General features: G+C 57.8%; 23 protein-coding genes. 14 read left to right on the top strand and 9 right to left on the bottom strand.

The window, feature by feature from the left end; genetic code table 11:
* Positions 1 to 63: 63 nt before the first annotated feature.
* Positions 64 to 2343 (bottom strand): phosphoenolpyruvate--protein phosphotransferase, encoded by a 2280-nt coding sequence (gene ptsP / locus ACZRJQ_RS10280; RefSeq protein WP_463978248.1) that lies wholly within the window; start codon positions 2341 to 2343, stop codon positions 64 to 66.
* 21 nt (positions 2344 to 2364) lie between these two features.
* Entirely contained in the window at positions 2365 to 2844 is a 480-nt protein-coding gene (locus ACZRJQ_RS10275) for an RNA pyrophosphohydrolase (RefSeq protein WP_463978247.1), read from the bottom strand.
* A 142-nt stretch (positions 2845 to 2986) separates the two neighbouring features.
* On the opposite strand from ACZRJQ_RS10275, the gene ACZRJQ_RS10270 reads away from it, so the two are divergent.
* Entirely contained in the window at positions 2987 to 3643 is a 657-nt protein-coding gene (locus ACZRJQ_RS10270) for a histidinol-phosphatase (protein ID WP_463978246.1), read from the top strand.
* A gap of 86 nt (positions 3644 to 3729) precedes the next feature.
* Here ACZRJQ_RS10270 and ACZRJQ_RS10265 read toward each other — a convergent pair whose 3' ends face one another.
* From ACZRJQ_RS10265 to ACZRJQ_RS10250, 4 genes are all read right to left on the bottom strand, one after another.
* Positions 3730 to 4158, bottom strand: a complete 429-nt coding sequence (locus tag ACZRJQ_RS10265) for a DUF2269 family protein (RefSeq protein WP_463978245.1) — start codon at positions 4156 to 4158, stop codon at positions 3730 to 3732.
* Positions 4159 to 4198: 40 nt separating this feature from the next.
* A complete protein-coding gene (ilvA, locus tag ACZRJQ_RS10260; RefSeq protein WP_463978244.1) occupies positions 4199 to 5713 on the bottom strand; it encodes a threonine ammonia-lyase, biosynthetic in 1515 nt (504 codons plus the stop codon).
* A 120-nt stretch (positions 5714 to 5833) separates the two neighbouring features.
* A complete protein-coding gene (locus ACZRJQ_RS10255; RefSeq protein ID WP_463978243.1) occupies positions 5834 to 8215 on the bottom strand; it encodes a penicillin acylase family protein in 2382 nt (793 codons plus the stop codon).
* A gap of 40 nt (positions 8216 to 8255) precedes the next feature.
* Entirely contained in the window at positions 8256 to 8840 is a 585-nt protein-coding gene (locus ACZRJQ_RS10250; RefSeq protein WP_463978242.1) for a DUF6436 domain-containing protein, read from the bottom strand.
* A gap of 109 nt (positions 8841 to 8949) precedes the next feature.
* On the opposite strand from ACZRJQ_RS10250, the gene bipL reads away from it, so the two are divergent.
* On the top strand, positions 8950 to 9891 hold the full coding sequence (bipL, locus tag ACZRJQ_RS10245; protein WP_463978241.1) for a phospholipase BipL: 942 nt from the start codon (positions 8950 to 8952) through the stop codon (positions 9889 to 9891).
* Positions 9892 to 9943: 52 nt separating this feature from the next.
* Here the strand turns inward: bipL and ACZRJQ_RS10240 are convergent, their stop codons facing one another.
* The gene (locus tag ACZRJQ_RS10240) at positions 9944 to 10696 is read right to left on the bottom strand and encodes a hypothetical protein (RefSeq protein WP_463978240.1); all 753 of its coding nucleotides are present in this window, start codon (positions 10694 to 10696) and stop codon (positions 9944 to 9946) included.
* 152 nt (positions 10697 to 10848) lie between these two features.
* On the opposite strand from ACZRJQ_RS10240, the gene ACZRJQ_RS10235 reads away from it, so the two are divergent.
* The 3 genes from ACZRJQ_RS10235 (at position 10849) to ACZRJQ_RS10225 (ending at position 12898) form a co-directional block, all read left to right on the top strand.
* Positions 10849 to 11484, top strand: a complete 636-nt coding sequence (locus ACZRJQ_RS10235) for a 2OG-Fe(II) oxygenase (protein WP_463978239.1) — start codon at positions 10849 to 10851, stop codon at positions 11482 to 11484.
* Positions 11484 to 11978 (top strand): 2-thiouracil desulfurase family protein, encoded by a 495-nt coding sequence (locus ACZRJQ_RS10230; RefSeq protein WP_463978238.1) that lies wholly within the window; start codon positions 11484 to 11486, stop codon positions 11976 to 11978. Before ACZRJQ_RS10235 ends, ACZRJQ_RS10230 begins: the two co-directional genes overlap by 1 nt.
* A gap of 188 nt (positions 11979 to 12166) precedes the next feature.
* Positions 12167 to 12898 carry a carbonic anhydrase gene (locus ACZRJQ_RS10225; RefSeq protein ID WP_463978237.1) on the top strand — a complete coding sequence of 244 codons (732 nt, stop codon included), beginning with the start codon at positions 12167 to 12169 and terminating at the stop codon, positions 12896 to 12898.
* A 113-nt stretch (positions 12899 to 13011) separates the two neighbouring features.
* On the opposite strand, the gene ACZRJQ_RS10220 is transcribed toward ACZRJQ_RS10225, so the two are convergent.
* Positions 13012 to 13647 carry a hypothetical protein gene (locus ACZRJQ_RS10220; RefSeq protein ID WP_463978236.1) on the bottom strand — a complete coding sequence of 212 codons (636 nt, stop codon included), beginning with the start codon at positions 13645 to 13647 and terminating at the stop codon, positions 13012 to 13014.
* 332 nt (positions 13648 to 13979) lie between these two features.
* On the opposite strand from ACZRJQ_RS10220, the gene coxB reads away from it, so the two are divergent.
* From coxB to ACZRJQ_RS10200, 4 genes are all read left to right on the top strand, one after another.
* Positions 13980 to 15107, top strand: a complete 1128-nt coding sequence (gene coxB / locus ACZRJQ_RS10215) for a cytochrome c oxidase subunit II (RefSeq protein WP_463978235.1) — start codon at positions 13980 to 13982, stop codon at positions 15105 to 15107.
* A 76-nt stretch (positions 15108 to 15183) separates the two neighbouring features.
* Positions 15184 to 16773 carry a cytochrome c oxidase subunit I gene (ctaD, locus tag ACZRJQ_RS10210; protein ID WP_463978234.1) on the top strand — a complete coding sequence of 530 codons (1590 nt, stop codon included), beginning with the start codon at positions 15184 to 15186 and terminating at the stop codon, positions 16771 to 16773.
* Positions 16774 to 16896: 123 nt separating this feature from the next.
* Positions 16897 to 17469, top strand: coding sequence for a cytochrome c oxidase assembly protein (locus tag ACZRJQ_RS10205; RefSeq protein ID WP_463978233.1), 573 nt, complete (start codon positions 16897 to 16899; stop codon positions 17467 to 17469).
* Between the two features lie 12 nt (positions 17470 to 17481).
* The gene (locus tag ACZRJQ_RS10200; RefSeq protein ID WP_463978232.1) at positions 17482 to 18369 is read left to right on the top strand and encodes a cytochrome c oxidase subunit 3; all 888 of its coding nucleotides are present in this window, start codon (positions 17482 to 17484) and stop codon (positions 18367 to 18369) included.
* Between the two features lie 6 nt (positions 18370 to 18375).
* Here ACZRJQ_RS10200 and ACZRJQ_RS10195 read toward each other — a convergent pair whose 3' ends face one another.
* Positions 18376 to 18579, bottom strand: a complete 204-nt coding sequence (locus tag ACZRJQ_RS10195; protein WP_463978231.1) for a twin transmembrane helix small protein — start codon at positions 18577 to 18579, stop codon at positions 18376 to 18378.
* A gap of 70 nt (positions 18580 to 18649) precedes the next feature.
* Here ACZRJQ_RS10195 and ACZRJQ_RS10190 point away from each other — a divergent pair, with 70 nt between their 5' ends.
* The 5 genes from ACZRJQ_RS10190 to ACZRJQ_RS10170 are packed head-to-tail and all read left to right on the top strand — an operon-like array spanning position 18650 to position 22564.
* Complete coding sequence (locus ACZRJQ_RS10190; RefSeq protein ID WP_463978230.1) at positions 18650 to 19387, top strand: SURF1 family protein; 738 nt, start codon at positions 18650 to 18652, stop codon at positions 19385 to 19387.
* Positions 19362 to 19955 (top strand): hypothetical protein, encoded by a 594-nt coding sequence (locus ACZRJQ_RS10185; protein ID WP_463978229.1) that lies wholly within the window; start codon positions 19362 to 19364, stop codon positions 19953 to 19955. The genes ACZRJQ_RS10190 and ACZRJQ_RS10185 overlap by 26 nt, the downstream gene beginning before the upstream one ends.
* 10 nt (positions 19956 to 19965) lie before the next feature.
* Positions 19966 to 21045: a COX15/CtaA family protein gene (locus ACZRJQ_RS10180; RefSeq protein ID WP_463978228.1), complete on the top strand. Its 1080-nt coding sequence runs from the start codon at positions 19966 to 19968 to the stop codon at positions 21043 to 21045.
* The gene (gene cyoE, locus ACZRJQ_RS10175; RefSeq protein WP_463978227.1) at positions 21033 to 21932 is read left to right on the top strand and encodes a heme o synthase; all 900 of its coding nucleotides are present in this window, start codon (positions 21033 to 21035) and stop codon (positions 21930 to 21932) included. The genes ACZRJQ_RS10180 and cyoE overlap by 13 nt, the downstream gene beginning before the upstream one ends.
* A complete protein-coding gene (locus ACZRJQ_RS10170; RefSeq protein WP_463978226.1) occupies positions 21929 to 22564 on the top strand; it encodes an SCO family protein in 636 nt (211 codons plus the stop codon). The genes cyoE and ACZRJQ_RS10170 overlap by 4 nt, the downstream gene beginning before the upstream one ends.
* Positions 22565 to 22626 lie beyond the last annotated feature (62 nt).

Below are 22626 nucleotides of genomic sequence, written 5' to 3'. Positions count from 1 at the left end.
AACCTCAAAAGCCTCTGCCTCGCCCCGTAAAGGGTCGCGCCAGAGGCTTTTGCGAAGCAGCGATCAATAAGGTTTGATGGCTGCCGGGTTCATCATGCGGGTCAAGCCAAGGTTTTTCAGGGCCAATTGCAGGGTGCTGCGAATGACCTGCGGGTTGTCGATGGTCATCACTTCAGCCAGCAGCTCTTTAGCGCGGCTCAGGTTGACCTGACGCAGCATCCATTTCACTTTTGGCAAGTTGGTGGCGTTCATCGACAAGCTGTCAAAGCCCATCGCCATCAGCAAGATCGCCGCCGCCGGGTCACCTGCCATTTCGCCGCAAATACTCACCGGCTTGCCTTCGGCGTGGGCGTCGCGCACCACTGATTGCAGCGCTTGCAGCACCGCCGGGTGCAGGTAATCGTACAAGTCGGCAACCCGTGGGTTGTTGCGGTCTACGGCCAGCAAGTATTGGGTCAGGTCGTTGGAACCCACCGACAGGAAGTCCACTTGGCGGGCCAGCTCTTTGGTTTGGTACACCGCCGCCGGGATTTCGATCATCACGCCAATCGGCGGCATCGGCACGTCAGTGCCTTCGTCACGCACCTCGCCCCATGCACGGTGCAGCAGGTGCAGGGCTTCTTCGAGTTCGTGTGTGCCGGAAATCATCGGCAGCAAAATACGCAGGTTGTTCAGGCCTTCGCTGGCCTTGAGCATGGCCCGGGCCTGAACCAGAAAGATTTCCGGGTGGTCGAGGGTAACGCGGATCCCGCGCCAGCCAAGGAACGGGTTGTCTTCTTTGATCGGGAAGTACGACAGTGACTTGTCGCCGCCAATGTCCAGGCTGCGCATGGTCACTGGTTGGGGATGGAAGGCGGCGAGTTGCTCGCGATAAATCGCCAACTGCTCCTTTTCGCTCGGAAAGCGCTGGTTGATCATGAACGGCACTTCGGTGCGGTACAGACCTACGCCTTCTGCGCCGCGCTGTTGCGCACGCGCCACATCGGCCAGCAAACCGGTGTTCACCCACAGCGGCATGCGATGCCCGTCCGGAGTGATGCACGGCAGCTCGCGCAGGGCATCAAGGCCCTCAGACAGCTGACGCTCTTCTTCGACCACTTCCGCGTATTGCTTGCGCAGCACGTCGCTGGGGTTGGTGTAGACCTCGCCGTGGTAGCCATCGACGATCATCTGAATGCCGTCGACTTTGGAATACGGCAGGTCAACCAGGCCCATCACCGTTGGAATACCCATCGCACGGGCCAAAATGGCCACGTGAGAGTTACCCGAACCCAGTACCGACACCAACCCCACGAGCTTGCCTTCTGGCACTTCGCCGAGCATGGTCGCGGTCAGTTCTTCACTGACCAAAATGGTGTTGTCGGGATAGACCATGGTTTGCTGACGATCGTGCTGCAAGTAAGCCAGCAGGCGCCGGCCCAGATCGCGCACATCGGAGGCCCGCTCACGCAGGTAGTCATCGTCCATCAACTCAAAGCGATTGACGTGATCGGACACCACCTGACGCAGCGCGCCCTGCGCCCACTGGCCGGTTTTGATCACATTTTTGACTTCGCTGCCTAACGATGCGTCATCGAGCATCATCAGGTACACGTCGAACAGCGCTTGCTCTTCGGGGCGCAGCTGGGTAGCGAGCTTTTTTGATACCGCGCGCATGTCGTTGCGCACGCCTTCAAGGGCGGTTTTGAACAGCGCAATCTCGGCGGGGATATCAGCGATGGTTTTATCAGGCACCACGTCCAGATCAGCCGGTGGCAGCATGACCACCGCTGTGCCTACAGCCGCCCCCGGCGAGCCCGGCACGCCAACAAACTTGGCCTCCTGGATGCCTTTACCCTGACGGCCTAGGCCGCGAATTGACCCCGTGGCCTCGGCATGGGCAATAACCCCGGCCAATTGCGCGCTCATGGTGACCAGGAAGGCTTCTTCGCCCTCATCAAACTGACGGCGTTCTTTTTGCTGAATGACCAGCACCCCAACCACGCGGCGGTGGTGGATGATCGGCGCGCCGAGGAAAGAGGCATAGCGTTCTTCGCCGGTTTCGGCAAAGTAGCGATAGCGCGGGTGATCGGCGGCGTTTTCGAGGTTCAGAGGCTCTTCACGGGTGCCCACAAGACCCACAAGGCCTTCGTTGGGCGCCATGCTGACTTTGCCGATTGAGCGCTTGTTCAAGCCCTCAGTGGCCATCAGCACAAAACGGTTGGTCTCTGGATCAAGCAAATAGACTGAACAGACCTGGCTGCCCATCGCCTCTTTGACGCGCAACACAATAATCCCCAACGCCGCCTTGAGATCCTTGGCGGCGTTAACTTCCTGGACGATCTTGCGCAGCGTATTGAGCATGGCTCGGGGTCGAACTCCGTGTCAGGTGCGCGTTAATAGGCGCGGGGCAAGCTCTTTGAGAGCGCGACGGTAGACCTCGCGCTTGAATGTCACCACCTGGCCCAACGGATACCAATAACTGACCCAGCGCCAGCCATCGAACTCCGGTTTACCGGTTAAATCCATGCGCACCCGCTGCTCGTTAGAGATCAGGCGCAACAAAAACCACTTTTGTTTCTGGCCGATACACAGCGGTTGGCTGTGGGTACGAACCAAACGTTGCGGCAAACGATAGCGCAACCAGCCTCGCGTACAGGCGAGTATTTCTACATCTTCGCGTTCAAGGCCAACTTCTTCGTTCAGCTCACGGTACAAGGCGTCTTCCGGCGTTTCATCAGGGTTAATACCACCCTGTGGAAACTGCCACGCGTCTTGATTGATACGGCGAGCCCAAAGTACCTGACCAGCATCATTTGTCAGAATAATCCCGACATTAGGACGGAAACCATCGGGGTCGATCACGGCCACAACCTCGCAAACGCATGTCGCCGCATTGTTCCACAAAGGTTGTTAAAGCAGCAACGCGCCTTCCTGCCTTTGTGCAGTCTTATGAAAAGACCGTATTCTTGTTGGCTTTCAACCGACAGCTCAGCGGGTAATTGCAATGCGTCTGGCTTTATTCGACTTGGACAACACCCTTTTAGGCGGCGACAGCGACCACGCATGGGGCGACTACCTGTGCGAACGCGGCATTCTTGATGGTGCAGCCTACAAGGCGCGCAACGACGCGTTTTATCAGGACTATCTGGCAGGCACGCTCGATAACGCGGCGTACCTTAATTTCAGCATGGAAATTTTTGGCCGTCATGACATGGCTCAACTTGACGAGTGGCACCGCGATTTTATGCGCGATTGCGTCGAGCCGATCGTGCTGCCTAAAGCACTCGCCCTGTTGGCCCAGCACCGTGAGGCCGGCGACACGCTGGTCATCATCACCGCCACCAACCGTGTTGTAACTGCCCCGATTGCCAAACGCTTGGGCGTGGAACACCTGATTGCCACTGAGTGCGAAATCGTCGATGGCCGCTACACCGGCCGCAGCACCGACGTGCCGTGCTTTCGCGAAGGCAAGGTCACACGCCTGACGCGCTGGCTCGAAGAGACGGGTTATACCTTGGCGGGCAGCTATTTTTACAGCGATTCGATGAACGATTTGCCGCTGCTGGAGCAGGTGACGCACCCAGTAGCAGTTGACCCTGATCCGAACCTGCTGGCTGAAGCTCAAAAGCGCGGCTGGAAAGTAATGTCATTGCGCGACTAACTAACCACGCATTAGTAGGAGCTGGTGCAGGCTGCGATCTTTTGATCGTTTAAAAATCGCAGCCTGCGACAGCTCCAACGTGGTTTCTAAACCGGTTTGGCGCCCATCAGCCCAGCAATGGCGATAAAGCAAACAGCACAAACTATGGCCAATGCCAGCGTAAAGCGCGGGTGCTTGGCCACACGTCCTAATCGCAGGCGATTAAGCCGCACCACCAGCCACAGCCAACTCAGGCTGCCCAGCAGGTACAAGCCACTGCCCGCCAACAACCACAGTTGGCTCAGCGGCCAACCGGCCAAATGCACTAACCACCAGCCGCTCACTGGCAATGCCAGCAGACACAGCCCCATCAGTGCCCAAACAAAACCCCACGGCCCACGCAATGCGCCGCCCGACAGGTCTTTATCCCCCGCGCGCCAACGGCGAATCACCACAACCAGCAAAGCAATGGCACTGACGAACAACAGCAATGTTGATACGCCATGCAGCAGTTTCAGCGCTGTGAAGGTTTCCATGTCATTAATTCCTTGGCCTGTGTAATCAGCTTAGCGGCTATCAGCCAAGAAACAGCTGATAGGCCGGGTTATCACTTTCATCCCAGTACGGGTAGCCGATTTCAGCCAGTGCGGCGGGCACTAGGTGACGTTCTTCGGCAGGCACTTGTAGCCCTGCCATCACACGGCCATCTGCTGCGCCGTGGTTGCGGTAATGGAACATCGAAATATTCCAACGACCACCCAACTTGTTCAGGAAGTTAAATAGCGCGCCTGGGCGCTCCGGGAATTCAAAACGAAATAGCAACTCATCGCTCACCTTGGCGGCATGCCCGCCCACCATGTGTCGGATGTGCAGTTTGGCCAATTCGTTATCGGTCAGGTCAACCACCGGAAACCCTTGCTCGGTCAGACTGGCCAGTAAGGCGCTGCGCGGGTCGTTCACAGGATGAGTCTGCACGCCGACAAAAATGTGTGCTTCGCTGCCGGTGTGATAGCGGTAGTTGAACTCAGTGATCTGGCGCTTGCCCACCGCTTCGCAGAACGCCTTGAAGCTGCCTGCCACCTCTGGAATGGTTACGGCAATAATGGCTTCGCGGCCTTCACCCAGCTCTGCGCGTTCAGCCACATGGCGCAAACGGTCAAAATTCACGTTAGCCCCGGACTCAATCGCGACCAGTGTTTGGCCACTGACGCCGCGTTGTTCAACATACTTTTTGATCCCGGCCACACCCAATGCCCCAGCAGGCTCAGTGATTGAGCGGGTGTCGTCGAAAATGTCTTTGATCGCCGCGCAAATTTCATCGGTGCTGACCGTGATGACTTCATCGACATAGTCTTTGCAGATATCAAACGTGTGCTGGCCAATCTGCGCCACGGCTACACCGTCGGCGAAAATCCCTACGGTTGGTAGCACTACGCGTTCGCCCGCCGCCATCGCGGCTTGCAGGCAATTGGAGTCGTCGGGTTCAACGCCAATAATCTTGATGTCCGGGCGCAAGTACTTCACATACGCTGCAATCCCGGCGATCAGCCCGCCACCGCCCACCGGCACAAAAATAGCGTCCAGCGGTGTTGGGTGCTGGCGCAGAATTTCCATCGCCACGGTGCCCTGCCCGGCAATGACATTTGGGTCATCAAAAGGGTGAACGTAAACGAAGCCTTCTTGATCGACCAGTTTGAGCGAGTAAGCCAGCGCCTCGGGGAACGAGTCGCCGTGCAGCACCACAATGCCGCCGCGAGAGCGCACGCCTTCGATCTTGATCTCTGGCGTGGTTTTGGGCATGACGATGGTGGCTTTGACGCCCAACACTTTGGCCGCCAAGGCCAAGCCCTGCGCATGGTTACCCGCCGACGCGGTCACGACACCACACGCGCGCTCAGCATCAGTCAACTGCGTGAGGGTGTTGTAAGCGCCCCGAATCTTGAACGAAAACACCGGCTGCAAATCTTCGCGCTTGAGCAAAATATGGTTGCCCAGGCGAGCAGAAAGCTGATTGGCAGCTTGCAGTGGGGTTTCTACGGCAACGTCATAAACGCGCGAGGTGAGGATCTTCTTGACGTACTGTTCAAGCATCGGAAAGCTTCACTGGGCGAGTAAGTAGGGACCCAGGAGTCTACCCCAGCGTTTACGCGGGCGACCACACGAAGCCCAAGGTTTTTTGTGGGGCCGCGCCGCGTTGCGCCAATCTGTTGTTTATCGCGCAGGCACCAAATGCAACGTGCTGCGTGTGTTGAGCTGCACTTCGGTTTCTCCAAAATGCGCAGGGTCGTAGCCGCCGTCGATATAGGTGTGGGCCTGATCGCGGTAATGCTTGTCAAAAGGTACGCCGCTTTGCCCTACCGGATTGATGGTCAGGCTGTGGGTGGGGTCGGCAAAGTCGATCAAGCGCCGGGTGGACGGGCCGTAGTTGACGGGCCAAGGTGCCGGGCCGAGTTTGGCGGACAGATTGTTCGGCACTTCGTGGCTACCGGGCGCGGCAAACGGGCCGACATTAAACAGCCAGTCCAGCGGCTTTTGCCGCCCCAGCGGATGCTCGTGGGTCAGTGTGTGAGCACGGCCCCACTGCCATTGCGTAGGGTCATCCCCCAGCGTGACCTTGAGCTGAGCGATGCTGTTTTGCCAAGCGACTTTGACTGTCTCGGTGCGACCCTCTTTGGCCAGCGTGTGACGATTGTCCCACCACACAGAGTTGGGGGTTGCAGCGAGCCTAGGCAGTGCGCTGTCGACCACGCGCGTACTCAGCAGCAGGTCAAAAAACGCATCCCCCAACTCGTCGTGCATGGCGGCGTCGGCCAGGCTGAACAAGAACTGGTTGAACAGCGTGGCGCTGGTTGAGTCCAGCGGATAATCACCTTTCCACTGCGCCAATTGCTCAACCAGATTCAACTCGCTCGGGTCACTGACCACGTTGCGCAGCACTGGCAGCAGCGGCTTGAGCACGCGTTGCCCGTAATCGGTGGTTGTGCCCAGTTGCAGGGCTTGGCTGTTTTTGAGGTTCCATTTCACCCGGGTGTCGCTCAGTTGACGATTGAGCTGTTGGCCACGATCGGCAAGGTTGTAGTAACCGGGGATCTCAATGCCTGTGGGTGATATCGGCTGAAAGTTGGCTGACACGATGTAACCGCGCGCCGGGTTTTGTTCCTGCGGGTTGGCGCTGAACGGGTAAAACCCGATTTTGTCTGCTTGCGCCGTACTGCCGTCCAGAATGAACGCCGGGTTAACCCCCGCTGGGCGTTTGGGCAACTGTGCGGCGGCCCACCAGCCAATGTCTCCCTTGGCGTTGGCCCACACCAAATTCAGCCCTGGCGCGTGAATGTAAGTGGCCGCCGTGCGTGCTTTTTTCAGGGTGTTGGCCCGGTTGAGCTGATAGAAGCCTTCGAGAATCGGGTTTTTGCTTTCCAAAAAGCCCCACCACATGGCAATGGGTGCATTGCCCGCCACTGCGCCGACCACGTCATTAACGATTGGCCCGTGGGGCGATTGGCGCAAAGTGAAGCTGACCGGGGGCTGGCCTTTGACCTCGATGTATTGCTCGCTGCTGCTCATGTCGACCCATTGGCCGTGATACCAAACCTGATTCGGGTTTTTGGGGTTGGTCTTTTCGGCAATCAAATCCAGATCGTCGTTCTGGAACATAGTCAGGCTCCAGCCAAAGTCGCGGTTATTGCCCAAAAACGCGAAAGGCACCAACGCTTGGTGGTAGCCGTACAGTTCAAAGTCGGGGGCCGACAGCTGCGCTTCGTACCACACCGAAGGCGTCGAAAAACGAATATGCGGGTCGCCCGCCAACAGTGGCTTGCCGCTTTGCGTGCGTTTGCCCGACACCACCCACGCATTGCTGCCCTCAAACTGCGGCAAACCTGCCTGACTCAAAGCTTGATCACTCAGTTGGGCCAGCGCCCCCAAGGTTTTCCAGTCGCTGGCTGCCAGCGCCGGAGGCAAGGCGCCTTTAGGTTGCCAATCGAGATCGAACACCTTGAGGTAGTCGCTGCCCAACTGGTCGCGCACATAGGTCAACAGCGGTTCGGTACGAAAGGCTGCTGCAAAACTGTAGGCCATGTAGCCGGCGACACTGATGGTGTCTTCGGGGGTGAATGGCCGAGGGGTGATCCCCAGCAGGTCGAACTCCACAGGTTTGGCGTGGGTCGCTTGGTATTGGTTAATCCCGTCCAGATAGGCTTGTAGCGCTAGAAACGCGGGTGATTGCTGATCCAGCTCGGTCAAGTAGCTGGCGGCTCGATCGCGAATGCGCAGGCTACGAAACAGCTTGTCGGTGTCCACAAGCTTGGGGCCTAGCACTTCGGCCAATTCGCCACGGGCCAGGCGGCGCATGATTTCCATTTGAAACAGCCGATCTTGCGCCTGCACATAGCCAAGGGCGCGATACACGTCAGCCTGATTGCCAGCACGAATGTGCGGCACGCCGCGCTCGTCATAACGCACGGTTACGGGTTCTTGCAGCGTATTTAACGCAACCTGCCCTTGGCGGGTGGGCAACTTGCTGTACACGTACCACGCCCCTGCACCAGCAACGGTAGCCACGACAATGGCAATGACGGTCAGGCTGCGTTTCATCAGAGAACTCCTTGTTCTATAAACCGCCAGTGACGTTAGCTCACTGTGCAGTTGGGTCTGGCTGCCACGGGCAATAACAGCCCACCGCCATGGTGTGGGTGGCCTTTACGGGACGGTTATTGCTCAACGCTTGCAAAATAGGCTCGATAAAGCTGTTGCTGGCATTGCAGGTGGCACCTTCGCTGTAGGGGCCGAAATAAGCCAGTTGCCCGTTGCGATCCCAAATGGCCACCGCCGGGCTGGCGCTCAGGTGATCGGCGCCGGGTAAGGTCGTCAACGGCTTGATGGCACTCATGGTGGCGGGCAGTTGGCCTTGGGTGCCGGGCTTGCGCACAGAGTAGAAGGCCACGCCCTGCGGCACGTAAGTGGCCAGCAGTTCGGTGAGGTGTTGTTGGTTGCCGACATTGCACGGGCAGGCCGGGTCCCAGAAATGCACCACGCGAATGGGGCCGGGGCCAGACAGCTCGGCAGGCAGGCTCAATACATCACCTGCAAACAGTGCAGTTTGATCGCTGAAAGCACGAATATAACGCCCCTGAAACCAGTCGTAAGCCGCCCACAACCCTACCGCACAGATCAGCGTAAATAAGCAGGCAAGCAGTGTTTTTAACGTGGGCAAAGGCATACAAATAGGTCCTCGAAGGTCGCGTAGCTTGCCATGCTTGACCTGACAGATGAATATCGGCGGTCTATAAAGCCTGTTTTGCGCCCATGCGCCCTGTTTGGAAGCCCTTATGCCCGCCCCGTTTTCCCCTGATTCCTTGCGCGCCAGTTTGCAGCCGTTGGCCGCAGGTCAGCCGTTATCGAGTGAAGGGCTGGCCTACCAGTATTTTTACGGACTGGATTTCCCCAATCGCCCCGCGCCCTTCAGGCGCCAACTGGGGCGTTTTAGTGCGGGCGGTTACGAATTGGTCAGCCAAGTGTGGTGGCCCCAAGCTTCGCCCGTGGCAACGTTGTTTGTGATTCATGGCTTTTACGACCACATGGGCCTGTACCGGCACATCATCGAGTGGGGGCTCAATCACGGGTTTGTGGTGATCGCCTGCGATCTGCCGGGGCACGGGTTGTCCAGTGGCGAGCGGGCCAGTATTGATGACTTCGCGCAGTATCAAGAGGCGCTGCAAGGCTTGTTCATCGAGGCGCAATCACTCCAGTTGCCGCACCCTTGGCACCTGTGCGGGCAAAGTACGGGAGGCGCGGTTGTGATCGACCATTTGCTGCGCCAAGGCGATCAGAGCCCGGCCCAAGGGCAGGTAATATTGATGGCGCCGTTGGTTCGCCCAAAGGATTGGCACTGGTCGAAGTTCAGCTACTACCTGCTTCGTCCCTTTGTTAAAGGCATTGAACGGCGCTTCAGCGAGAACTCGACCGACCCGGACTTTTTACCCTTTTTACAGGCCGATCCTTTACAGCCACGGCGTTTGCCGACGGCTTGGGTTGGCGCCTTGGCGCGCTGGATCCCGCGCATTGAAGCCGCATCGCCCAGCACCCGTTGCCCCTTGGTGATCCAAGGGCAGGCAGATAAAACCGTCGATTGGAAACACAATCTTGAGGTGGTGAAAGCCAAGTTCAACCAGCCGAAGATGCTGTTAATGCCCGAGGCGCGACACCATCTGGCGAATGAGTCTGCGCAGATACGCGATCACTATTTCGCGTTTTTGGATGAGCATTTCTGATGTGCCTGCCACCCGCTTTAGTCGCTAATGAAGGCGGCGACAAGGGCCGCAGCTACTGCGTCAGGCTTGAAGTGCTTTGGCCCACGGCCAAACCCGCGCGTACCGCCACCAGCGCAGCTTGATAGTAGGTTTGCCCGTCCGTTGACTCGGCGAAGGTCACGAACTCTTCCAGCTCCGGGTCGGACAAGTCGCGGTACACGTAGAGCAACGTGTTATCCAGCTCGCTGCCAATCTGCTCCATCAACCGCTGGCGCTGGCCGTTCAACATGCTTTGCGCCTGACCCCCGCCCAGCAACCCCGGGATCATTGAACTCAAGCTGTCGGCCGCCACGCCTGCAATCGCCAGGCTAACCTCGGCCCCGGCTTCACGGGCTGGCAATGCGCGGGACAAATGGTTGATCAGCAGTTGGCGGGTGGCACTGGCCTCAATGCGCGGCAAGCCTTGTGCGTGCTGCGCCAGTTGATCGCGGCGGGTGGCGAGCAGTTCAGCGGCAACGATTTTGTGGCCCAGTTGCGATTGAAAAAACACCAATGCAGGGTTTGGGTCCGGCAAATGTTTACGCATTTGGTCTTTGGCCCGTTGATCCATCGCCTGTGCGGCGAAGCGCTGGCTGCTGTTGTCCACCAACGCTTGATACACCGCAGGCGGCAAGCTGTTGCGATAACGCTGTTGCGCGGCGCTCAAGGCATCATTGAAATGCGCTCGTTGTTCTGGCCAGCCCGCCGTTGTAAACAAGTCGTCGAGGCTGTCTGCCCATGCGGGTAAGGTGAAAAAAATGGTTAACAATAAAAACAAGCGGCGCATGAAGGACTCCTGTCAGCAGGGCGCTATTGTCCGGGTGTGGCCTAGGACTTGTCGAGAAGTCGTCTCGCTCTTGGGGCTTTAAATATACGGGCGGTAATTTTTGTGTTGACGCTGCTATACGGCACTGTCGAATTTCGAGGCGTATCGATAATATGCGCGGCATGCAAATACCCTCTGATCATCCGCTGTTGCTACGCATTGTCGACGACCTGTACGCACAGGGATGGTCACAGCAAAACATCTTCTTGCCCGAGGCTCTGACCCTTGAACTAGCGGCTGAGTGCCATAAACGTTCCGTTGAAGGTGAACTGGCCCCGGCGGCTGTGGGCCGTGGCCCGGCGCAGGAGGTCCGCGAGGGAATCCGCGGCGACCACATTCAATGGCTGGAGCCTGGAGAGGCACTGGCCTGCGACAGTTATTTAGGCTTGATGGAAAGCCTGCGAATCGCCATGAATCGCAGGCTTTTTTTGGGCCTGGAGGACTTTGAAAGCCACTTTGCGTTGTATCCGCCAGGCGCGTTTTACCTCAAGCATCTGGACCGTTTTCGCGACGATGATCGGCGCATGGTGTCGGCCGTGGTTTACCTCAATCAAGCGTGGTTGCCCGAACATGGTGGCCATTTGCGCATGTATCTTGAAAACGGTGTGGATTACGACGTACTGCCGACGGGTGGCTGTTTGGTAGTGTTCTTGTCGGGTGAAATCCCGCACGAAGTGATGCCTGCCACTCGAGACCGCTTGTCGCTGACCGGCTGGTTTCGCCGCCGTGCGACCGAGGTGCTGTTGTGATGCACCGCGTATTGGTCAGCCGCTGCTTGTTGGGTCATCGGGTGCGTTACGACGGCGGGGCCAGTGGGCCTTATGCGCAACTGGCCCTTTGGCAGGCCGAAGGCCGGGTGATTGCACTGTGCCCAGAAGTCGCGGGCGGCTTGCCCACGCCCCGCGCTGCTGCTGAGATACCCGGCGGCCAAGGTGTTGAGGTGCTCAATGGCAAGGCGCCCGTGATGACCACCGAAGGCGAGGATGTGACGCAAGCATTTGTGTCTGGCGCTCACCAAGCGTTGGCGCTGGTGCAGGCGCACAACATCCGCATCGCTGTGCTCAAGGCCAATAGCCCGTCGTGCGGCAATGTGCTGACCTATGACGGCAGCTTTAGCGGCGTAAAAGTGCAGGGTCAGGGAGTCACGGCAGCTCTGCTGACGCGTGCGGGAGTGCGGGTTTTTAACGAGTTTGAGCTCGAAGAAGCAGCCCACGCGTTGGCTGAGCTGCAAGCCCATTGTTGAACCAGGCGCGACTCATGAAGTGGTCAGGTTTGCACCCGCTTATGCGCCCTATCGCTGCCTGTGTACCTTGTCAGTTGCTACGCAGAACGGGCTGACTGGAAGACTCATCGCGGTAGCTACAGCTTGTGTGTTTTCACCACGAATTGAGTTCAGGTAACATCCGGTGCCACTTTGCCCAGGGGATTCACATGAGCGACAAGCAAAAACCGCAGCCTGCTGCATCGAACTCCGAGCCATCTGCCGCCCAAAGTGCTGATGCAGCGTTGCATCACATCGTTGATGGCTTTTTGCATTTCCATCACGAAATATTCCCCGAGCAAGAAGCCTTCTTCAAAAAACTCGCCACCGCGCAAACGCCGCGCGCTATGTTTATTGCCTGCGCCGATTCGCGCATCGTGCCCGAGCTCATCACCCAGAGCGCACCCGGCGACCTGTTTGTCACCCGCAACGTGGGCAACGTAGTGCCACCTTACGGACAGATGAACGGCGGTGTTTCGACCGCCATTGAGTACGCGGTGCTGGCGCTGGGAGTGCAGCACATCATCATTTGTGGGCATTCGGATTGTGGCGCCATGCGCGCTGTACTCAACCCCGCCAGCCTGAAAAAAATGCCAACGGTCAGGGCCTGGCTACATCACGTTGAAGTGGCCAAAACTATGGTGCAGGACAACTGCAACTGCGCTACAGAGTCCGAAAGCATGCATGTGCTGACCGAAGAAAACGTGATCGCCCAGCTGCAACACTTGCGTACACACCCGTCCGTGGCTTCGCGCATGGCCAGCGGGCATCTGTTTATTCATGGTTGGGTTTACGACATCGAAACCAGCGAAATCAAAGCCTACGACGCCGACAAAGGCAGTTTTTTGCCACTTGACGGCACAAACCCGATCCCGAGTGCGACCCCTAAAGCGCGCTTTTAACGTGCTGCGCTGAACAGCGCAGGGGTTTGAGCGAGCTTGCTCGCGATGGCAGCGCAGAGACTTATCAGTAAGCCGAGTCGTTTGCATCGCGAGCAAGTGAGCAGTGCGGCGTGTTACACCGCCAGGCTAACGCCCAACTGCTTGGACAGGCACGGCCAGCGCTTCCACGCGGCGCCTGTCTCGGGGCTGGTCAGACGATCGCGGTAGGCTTCTACCGACTCCAGCGCAAAGCTGTCGTCATCGAGCATTTCATCCACAGCATGGTGCACGGCCTCGTCCAGCTGATTGGCGAAGGTTTCACCGATCAATTGGTGGGCAATCAGGTTGGCCACGGTGGTGTCCAGCGGGATCAGCGGCTGCTGGAAGTGCTTGATGTAGAGATCGTTGACCTCTTCCACCAATCGATGTGCCAGATAGGCTTCATCCAGCAGACCTTCGAGCCCGATGTGCCCGTTAATCAGGGCCGGCGGCTGAGCGAAAAACTGCTCGGCGATTTTCAGTACCGGTTTGATTTGCGACTCAATTCCCGCTTCGCGAGCAACATCATTGGCGGCATCGAGCAAATCGGGCACCTGCTCGATGTAGGCACTGACAAAGCGTGTCATCACGCTGTTGCGGTCTTCATCGGCGAGTTCAATGGTGGCGTGAAGGTGAGGCAGTTGAACGGCCAGATGGCGGGCGAGCAAGCCCGTCTCAGCCTCATGTTGTTGGGCACGCAGGATCTGCTCGCGTAAGGCGGCGGTGTTCATGGGAACTCCAGGGGGAAGCTAAACAAGAAGGAAGAGCTTACAAAGTAGCCTTCATCGAGGCCGAAGGTGTTTTTCCGGGGCGGTATTGTCATTCATTTTGTAACGAAGCTGTGAGTGCCATTTGTCGATGAGGGCCGATTTGGCTGTTTTAGGCAATTGCATTGCGGGCTTTGAGTGGCTGTCTATACTCGTTTTTGTAAACGTTTTCTGATGACGCCCGACTGCCTGAGCAGACGAGGCTCGGCGGTCAAGGTTCACTGGTTTGAAAACCGCCCCCTTGTAACGCAGGTGTAAACCGGCGCAATAACAAGAAAAATAAAGGGGAACCCGCAATGAAGCGACATCCACACCTATGGATGGGCCTGCTGTTGTGGTCTGTATTCAGTCAGGCTCAAGCGGCTTGGACCGTGAACATGACGCCGGGCGCGACTGAAGTCAGTCATGCAGTGTTTGACCTGCACATGACCATCTTCTGGATCTGCGTGGTCATCGGCATCATCGTCTTCGGTGCCATGTTCTGGTCGATGATCGTTCACCGGCGCTCCACGGGCCAACAAGCTGCCAAGTTCCATGAAAGCACCACGGTCGAGATCCTCTGGACGGTGGTGCCCTTGCTTATCCTCATTGCGATGGCCGTTCCTGCCACCAAAACCCTGATCAATATCTACGACAGCAGTGAGTCGGATGTTGATATTCAGGTCACCGGCTATCAATGGAAGTGGCACTACAAGTACTTGGGGCAGGATGTTGAATTTTTCAGCAACTTGGCCACGCCCACCGACCAAATACGAAATCAGGCGCCCAAAGGTGAACATTACCTGCTTGAGGTCGATGAACCGCTGGTGTTGCCAATTGGCGCAAAAGTCCGGTTTTTGGTGACCTCGGCTGACGTTATCCACTCGTGGTGGGTGCCTGCCTTTGCCGTCAAACGCGATGCAATCCCAGGTTTTATCAACGAAGCCTGGACCCGCGTTGAGAAGCCCGGCATCTATCGCGGCCAATGCGCTGAGCTGTGCGGCAAAGACCATGGGTTTATGCCCATTGTGGTTGACGTTAAAACCAAGCCCGATTACGAAGCCTGGCTCACCGAGCGCAAGGCCCAGGCCGCGCAGCTCAAGGAGCTGACCAGCAAAGACTGGACGCTGGACGAACTCGTGGCCCGTGGCGACAAGGTGTATCACACCGCCTGTGTGGCTTGTCACCAGCCCGAAGGCCAAGGCTTGCCGCCGATGTTCCCGGCCCTCAAAGGTTCACCCATTGCCACTGGCCCGATTGCCGACCACTTGGATCGGGTGTACTTCGGCAAACCGGGCACGGCGATGGCGGCTTTTGGCAAACAGCTGTCGGAAGTTGATATCGCCGCTGTAGTGACTTACGAGCGCAATGCGTGGGGCAATAACAAAGGCGACATGGTGACCCCTAAAGACGTGCTGGCGCTCAAACAGGCGCAAGGCAAATGAGCCGCTTGGTTAGGAGCAATCACCGGGGGCCGTGTGTGACCGGCCTGTGGGTCCATCCGTTTGCAGGAGTCAGAACATGAGTGCTGTTATTGATGACCACGGGCATGCGGATGATCACGCGCACGGCCCGGCCAAAGGCCTGATGCGTTGGGTACTGACCACCAACCACAAAGACATTGGCACGATGTATCTGTGGTTCAGCTTCTGCATGTTCTTGCTGGGCGGCTCGTTCGCGATGGTGATTCGCGCCGAACTGTTTCAGCCCGGCTTGCAGATTGTGGAACCTGCGTTCTTCAACCAAATGACCACCATGCACGGGTTAATCATGGTGTTTGGGGCGGTGATGCCGGCCTTTGTCGGGCTGGCCAACTGGATGATTCCACTGATGATTGGCGCGCCAGACATGGCCCTGCCGCGTATGAACAACTTCAGTTTCTGGCTACTGCCAGCCGCCTTTTTGTTGCTGGTGTCGACACTGTTTATGGCCGGGGGCGGGCCGAATTTCGGCTGGACGTTTTATGCGCCGCTGTCGACGACGTATGCGCCCGAAAGCGTGACCTATTTTATTTTTGCTATTCATTTGATGGGCATAAGTTCGATCATGGGCGCGATCAACGTGATTGCGACCATCCTCAACTTGCGTGCGCCGGGCATGACGCTGATGAAAATGCCGCTGTTCGTGTGGACGTGGCTGATCACCGCCTTTTTGCTGATTGCAGTGATGCCGGTGCTGGCGGGTGTGGTAACCATGATGCTGATGGATATTCACTTCGGCACCAGCTTCTTCAGTGCGGCAGGCGGCGGTGACCCGGTGCTGTTCCAGCATGTGTTCTGGTTCTTCGGTCACCCCGAGGTGTACATCATGATCCTGCCGGCCTTCGGGGCTATCAGCGCGATCATTCCTACTTTTTCGCGCAAGCCGCTGTTTGGCTACACCTCGATGGTCTACGCCACGGCGAGTATCGCGTTCTTGTCGTTTATCGTTTGGGCGCACCACATGTTTGTGGTGGGGATTCCCTTGGTCGGCGAGCTGTTTTTCATGTACGCCACGCTGCTGATCGCAGTGCCGACCGGGGTCAAGGTGTTCAACTGGGCCAGCACCATGTGGCAAGGCTCGTTGACGTTTGAAACTCCCATGCTGTTTGCCGTGGCCTTCGTGATTTTGTTTACCATCGGCGGGTTTTCCGGGTTGATGCTGGCCATTGCCCCGGCGGACTTCCAATACCACGACACTTACTTTGTGGTGGCGCACTTCCACTACGTGCTGGTGCCGGGTGCGATCTTCGGGATCTTCGCTTCGACCTATTACTGGCTGCCGAAATGGACGGGCCACATGTACGACGAAACCCTCGGCAAGCTGCATTTTTGGCTGTCGTTCGTGGGCATGAACCTCACTTTTTTCCCGATGCACTTTGTGGGTCTGGCAGGCATGCCCCGTCGGATTCCGGACTACAACCTGCAATTTGCTGACTTCAACATGGTGTCCTCGATTGGCGGGTTCATGTTCGGCACTACGCAGCTTTTGTTCCTGTTTATCGTCATCAAGTGCATTCGCGGCGGCCCGAAAGCGCCCGCCAAACCGTGGGACGGTGCAGAAGGTCTGGAATGGAGCGTGCCCTCGCCCGCGCCTTATCACACCTTCACCACACCGCCGCAGATCAAATGAACACCTCGTTCTTTTTAGTCGCTGCCGCAGGCTGCAATCGCCCGCGAAGCGGACGCGTGTTCAGGGATCGTCCTGCTGTCGTTATCGCAGCCTGCGGCAGCGGCTACAGGGTTGGAGGCGCGCATGGCTGAGTCGAGATCAATAAAACGCCTCGTCATGCGCTTGCTGCTGCTGGTGGTGGTGATGTTCGCCTTTGGTTTTGCGTTGGTGCCGATTTATGACGTGATGTGCAAAGCCTTCGGCATTAACGGCAAGACCGCGGGGCAATACGAAGGCGAGCAAGTGGTCGACCAAAACCGCAAGGTGCGGGTGCAGTTTTTAGCCACCAATGCCATCGATATGGTGTGGGAATTTAGGCCCAAGGGGGATCAGTTAGAGGTTAATCCGGGGGCCGTTAACGAGATGGTCTTTGTGGCATTTAACCCTTCGGATCACCCTATGACGGCGCAGGCAGTGCCCAGTATTTCGCCCGCCCAAGCGGCTCAGTATTTCCACAAGACCGAATGTTTTTGCTTCACCCAGCAAATGTTGCAGCCGGGCGAGCGTATCGAAATGCCGATGCGTTTTATCGTTGACCGCGACATGCCCAAGGATGTGAAACACCTGACGCTGGCCTACACGCTGTTCGATATCACTGCTCGCCAACCGCCCGTCGTCGCCAACGCTGGCAAGGACGCTAACCGGCTTGCCCGATAAGGAGAACGCTCCATGGCAACTCACGATCACTACTACGTCCCGGCGCAAAGCAAGTGGCCGATCATTGCCACAGTGGGGCTGTTGGTCACGGTGTACGGCTTGGGCATGTGGTTTAACGACTTAAAAGCAGCGCGGCCTGAGTCCCATGGCCCGTTGATCTTTTTTGCTGGCAGCCTGGTGTTGGCGTACATGTTGTTTGGTTGGTTCGGCGCGGTGATCAAAGAGAGCCGGGCCGGGCTGTACAGTCCGCAGCTTGATCGCTCGTTTCGCTGGGGCATGACGTGGTTCATTTTTTCGGAGGTGATGTTCTTTATCGCGTTTTTCGGCGCTCTTTTTTATGTCAGAAACCTGTCTGGCCCGTGGCTTGGAGGCGAAGGCAGCAAGGCAGTGGCGCACATGCTGTGGCCTAACTTTGAGTTCACGTGGCCGTTGCTGCACACGCCCGACCCCGCACTGTACCCGCCGCCCAAAGGCATCATTAGCCCGTGGGGTTTGCCGCTGCTCAATACCGTGTTGCTGGTCAGTTCCAGCGTGACCGTCACCATTGCTCACCACGCACTGAATAAGGGCCATCGCGGTGCGCTGAAGGTTTGGCTAGGGCTGACCGTGTTGCTGGGCATGGCGTTTTTGGGGTTTCAGGCAGAGGAATACATTCACGCCTACCAAGAACTGGGGCTCACGCTGGGCTCTGGCGTATATGGCGCGACCTTCTTCATGCTGACCGGTTTTCACGGGGCGCACGTAACCATTGGCACATTGATTTTGCTGGTGATGTTCGTTCGGGTGATGCGCGGGCACTTCAATGCCGAACACCAGTTTGGCTTTGAAGCTGCCACTTGGTACTGGCACTTTGTGGATGTGGTGTGGGTCGGTTTGTTTGTCTTCGTTTACGTGCTGTAGCGCGGTTTACCACGGCACTGAAGACACCAGTTGGCCGCTGTAAAAGCCCCAACTGATTAACGCGAGGGTGATGACGGCAAATGTGACGCGCACGCTCAAGGCGATGACCAGGCGGTTGGAGTGCCCTTGGTCTTTGAGCAAAAAGAACAGGCCACTGAACAAGCTGATCACGGTGGCGATCAGCATCAAGACAATGGCTGCTTTCAACATGAGGTAACTCCGGGGCAGGCGCGATGAAAATAAGTATAGCGACTGAATTCCCGGCACCAGGTCTGCGCGTATGACGCGCTTTAACCCAGGCCTTGTGCCCACGCTGGTGGTGTTTGCGTTGCTACCGTTGTTGGTCTTTTTGGGCTTTTGGCAGCTCAGCCGCAGCGAACACAAGCGCGTGTTGCTCGACAGCTATGCCGAGCGCCGCATTGCCGCGCCACTGACTGCCGAGCAACTGCGCACTGCCCGCGCCCCCGCGTTTCGACGGGTGCAGTTACGTGGCCATCTTGATGCGCAACACAGCGTGCTGCTGGACAACCGCCTGCGTGACGGCAAGGTCGGTGTTGAGTTGCTGCAACCTTTTCAGGATCAAGCCAGCGGTCAATGGCTGTTACTCAATCGCGGCTGGCTGCCTTGGCCGGATCGGCGCACTGCACCGGTGTTCAGCACGCCAGCGCAAATGCTTGAGGTTCAGGGGTGGGTGTATGAGTCGCCGGGTGCCGCTTTTCAACTGCATGCAGACCCCGTGACGAGCGATTGGCCACGTCTGTTGACCGCTGTGGTGCCAGCCACGTTATGGGCTGAACTGGGGCGCGAAGGCTTTGCTGATGAGGTGCGCATCCAGCCAGGCCCGGCAGCTTACGAGGCTGATTGGCCAGTGATCGCCGCAGGCATGGGGCCTGAAAAACACACTGCCTATGCCGTGCAATGGTTTGCGATGGCGCTGGCGTTGTTCGGTTTGTATTTATATTTCGGTTGGCACCACGCCAAGGAGAAACGCCATGGGCACGGCCATCAATCCGCATGACACCGCGCGTCGTATCGACCCGTCCACACGACGGCGCGGGCGCCTGCAACTGGTGCTTATCTTGCTGCTGACCATCGGCCCGATGGTGCTGGCCACGGGCATGTACAAGCTCAAATTTTGGGTGCCCGAGAGCCGCAGTTATCACGGTGTGATGATTGGCAATGGCCTGAGTCGTGCGGCGCTTGGCGTGCAGGCCGAAGAACAGCGCTGGCAATTGCTGGTGACAGCCCCGCAAGCCTGCCCGGCGGACTGCCAGCAGTTGGTGTATTTGGCGCGGCAAATTCAAATCGGCCTGGGCCGAGATGCTTCGCGGGCCACCCACGCATTGGCCAGCGCACAGCCGCTGCAAGCGGAGTACGCCGCCAAGCTGCAACGCGAATACCCGCAGTTACAGCGTTATTCGCTGGACGTGCCCGCCTACACCCAAACCATTCAGGGGAATGACGGCGTGCACCTGTGGATCATCGACCCGCACGGCAATTTGGTGCTGCGCTACGACCCTGGGGTCAAGGGCAAGGATGTGCTCAACGACCTGCGTCACCTGCTCAAACTGTCCAACATCGGATAAGGGCACAGTCATGGCCAAAGCTGGATTTCGCCTCGCGTTGCTTGCCACTTTGTTGGCGCTGGTGGTGGTGTTGCTCGGTGCTTACACCCGGCTGACCCATGCCGGGTTGGGTTGCCCCGATTGGCCGGGTTGTTACGGCTTTATCAGTGTGCCGCAGAGTGAGGCGCAGTTGGCCCATGCTGAGCGGCACTTTCCCGACGCGCCTGTAGAGGCGGCCAAAGGCTGGAGTGAAATGGTGCACCGTTACTTCGCGGGCACCTTGGGGCTGTTGATTCTGGTGCTGGCAGCGCGGGCCTGGCGGCAGCGCCGGTTGGCGGATCAGCCATTCAAGTTGCCCATGTTTATCTTGCTGGTGGTGGTGGCCCAAGCTGCTTTTGGCATGTGGACCGTGACGCTTAAATTGTGGCCGCAGGTGGTCACCGGCCACTTGCTGGGCGGATTTGCCACCTTGAGCCTGTTGTTTCTGCTGACCTTGCGCTTGTCGGGTGTGTTGCCCGCCCTCGCGGTGCCGCGGCGCTTGCAGCGCTGGGCCACGGCGGGGCTGGTGTTGGCGATTGTGCAAATTGCGCTGGGCGGCTGGGTCAGTTCTAACTACGCAGCCGTGGCCTGCGTCGATTTACCCACCTGTCACGGCCAATGGTGGCCACAAGCCGACTTCGCCAATGGTTTTCACCTGTCGCAGCACATTGGCCCTAATTACTTGGGTGGCCAATTGGACAGTGAGGCGCGCACCGCGATTCACCTCACGCACCGCTTGGGGGCTGTGCTGCTGACGCTGGTCTTGCTGGGGTTAGCTTGGCAGTTGCGCAAAGTGGGCATGACGCGCCTGGCGGGTTTACTGCTGCTGGCATTGGCCGCTCAAATCAGTTTGGGGATCAGTAATGTGCTGTTCGGCTTACCGCTGGCTGTTGCGGTGGCGCATAACGCAGGCGGCGCCGTGTTGTTGCTGACGCTGGTGCTGGTCAATTATCACGCCCGCACTGCGTTAGTGCGGGTTAAAGCCCCCCGCTTGTCCCGTTGGCGATTGAGCCCGCGAGGCTACACGCCCAGCCCCGTCACCTTAAAAGGAGAACTGCCATGGCGACCTTGATCGGCGAGCGTCCTCGTCAGGCGTTATGGCGTGACTATCTGGAACTGACCAAACCTAAAGTCGTGGTCTTGATGCTGATTACTTCGCTGGTGGGCATGTTCTTGGCCACCCGCGCCGGGGTGCCTTGGACAGTACTGATCTTCGGCAACCTTGGGATTGGCCTGTGTGCCGGGGGCGCGGCGGCGGTCAATCATGTGGTAGACCGCCGCATTGATACGCTAATGGCACGTACTCACAAGCGCCCGCTGGCGCAGGGGCGCGTGACACCTGTGGCTGCGCTGTCATTCGCCATGTTGCTGGCGGTGGCAGGGTTGGCGTTATTGTTGGTGTTCACCAACCCGCTGGCTGCGTGGCTGACGCTGGCGTCTTTGTTGGGTTATGCGGTGATTTACACCGGTTTTTTGAAGCGGGCAACGCCGCAAAATATTGTCATTGGGGGGCTGGCGGGTGCTGCGCCGCCTTTATTGGGCTGGGTGGCGGTGACCGGGCATGTCAGTGCCGAGCCCTTATTGTTGGTGCTGATTATCTTCGCGTGGACCCCGCCGCACTTTTGGGCGCTGGCCATTCATCGCAAAGAGGAATACGCCAAGGCGGATATCCCGATGCTGCCGGTGACCCACGGCGAGCACTACACCAAAATCCATATCTTGCTGTACACCTTTGCCTTGCTGGCGGTGAGTTTGCTGCCGTTTGTGATCCGCATGAGCGGCTTGCTCTATCTGGCCTGTGCGCTAGGGTTGGGCGCACGCTTTCTGCATTGGGCGTGGGTGCTGTACCGTGGCACTGCGCCGCACGCTGCGATCAACACCTTCAAGTACTCTATTTATTACTTGTTCCTGCTGTTTATCGCGTTGCTTCTTGATCACTACTTAGCGTTGAACCTATGACTAAAACTCAAAAAACCGTCTATATCCTTGTCGCGCTGGTGGCGTTGGTCATGGGCCTGACGTTTAACAAAATCATGTCGAGCAAAAGCCAGGGCGACAATACGGCGCTGATTGACGCGGGGATTATTCTGCTGCCACAAAGCCGCCAGTTACCTGATGTGACCATGGCCAATCAGGACGGTCAGCCGGTGGTGATGAATGAGCTTAAAGACAAATGGAGCCTGCTGTTTTTCGGCTACACCTTCTGCCCCGACATCTGCCCGACCACCCTCGCCCAACTGCGTCAGATCAAAAGCGAGCTGCCCAAGGATGTGCAGGACAAACTGCAAATTGTGTTGATCAGCGTTGACCCAAATCGCGATACGCCACAGCAGCTCAAGCAGTACTTGGGGTACTTTGACCCGCAGTTTGTAGGCCTGACGCCTGGCTCGATTGATGAGCTGCAAACCTTGGCCAATGCGGTGAGCATTCCGTTTATCCCGGCAGACACCAGCAAACCGAATTACACCGTTGATCACAGCGGTAACTTGGCCTTGATCGGCCCGGACGGCACACAGCGAGGTTTCATCCGCGCACCGTTCAACAACCAAAAGATGGTTGCCCAGTTGCCGGGGTTGGTAGAGAGGAAGTAACAACAAGCCCCGTAGGAGGCTGTCAGCTTTGCGACTGCTGCGCACTCGATCGCAGCCTTCGT

The sequence above is a fragment of the Pseudomonas sp. E315 genome (assembly GCF_055406205.1).
The sequence above is the reverse complement of the archived record's forward strand: the minus strand, read 5'-3'. Positions and strand labels throughout refer to the sequence as shown.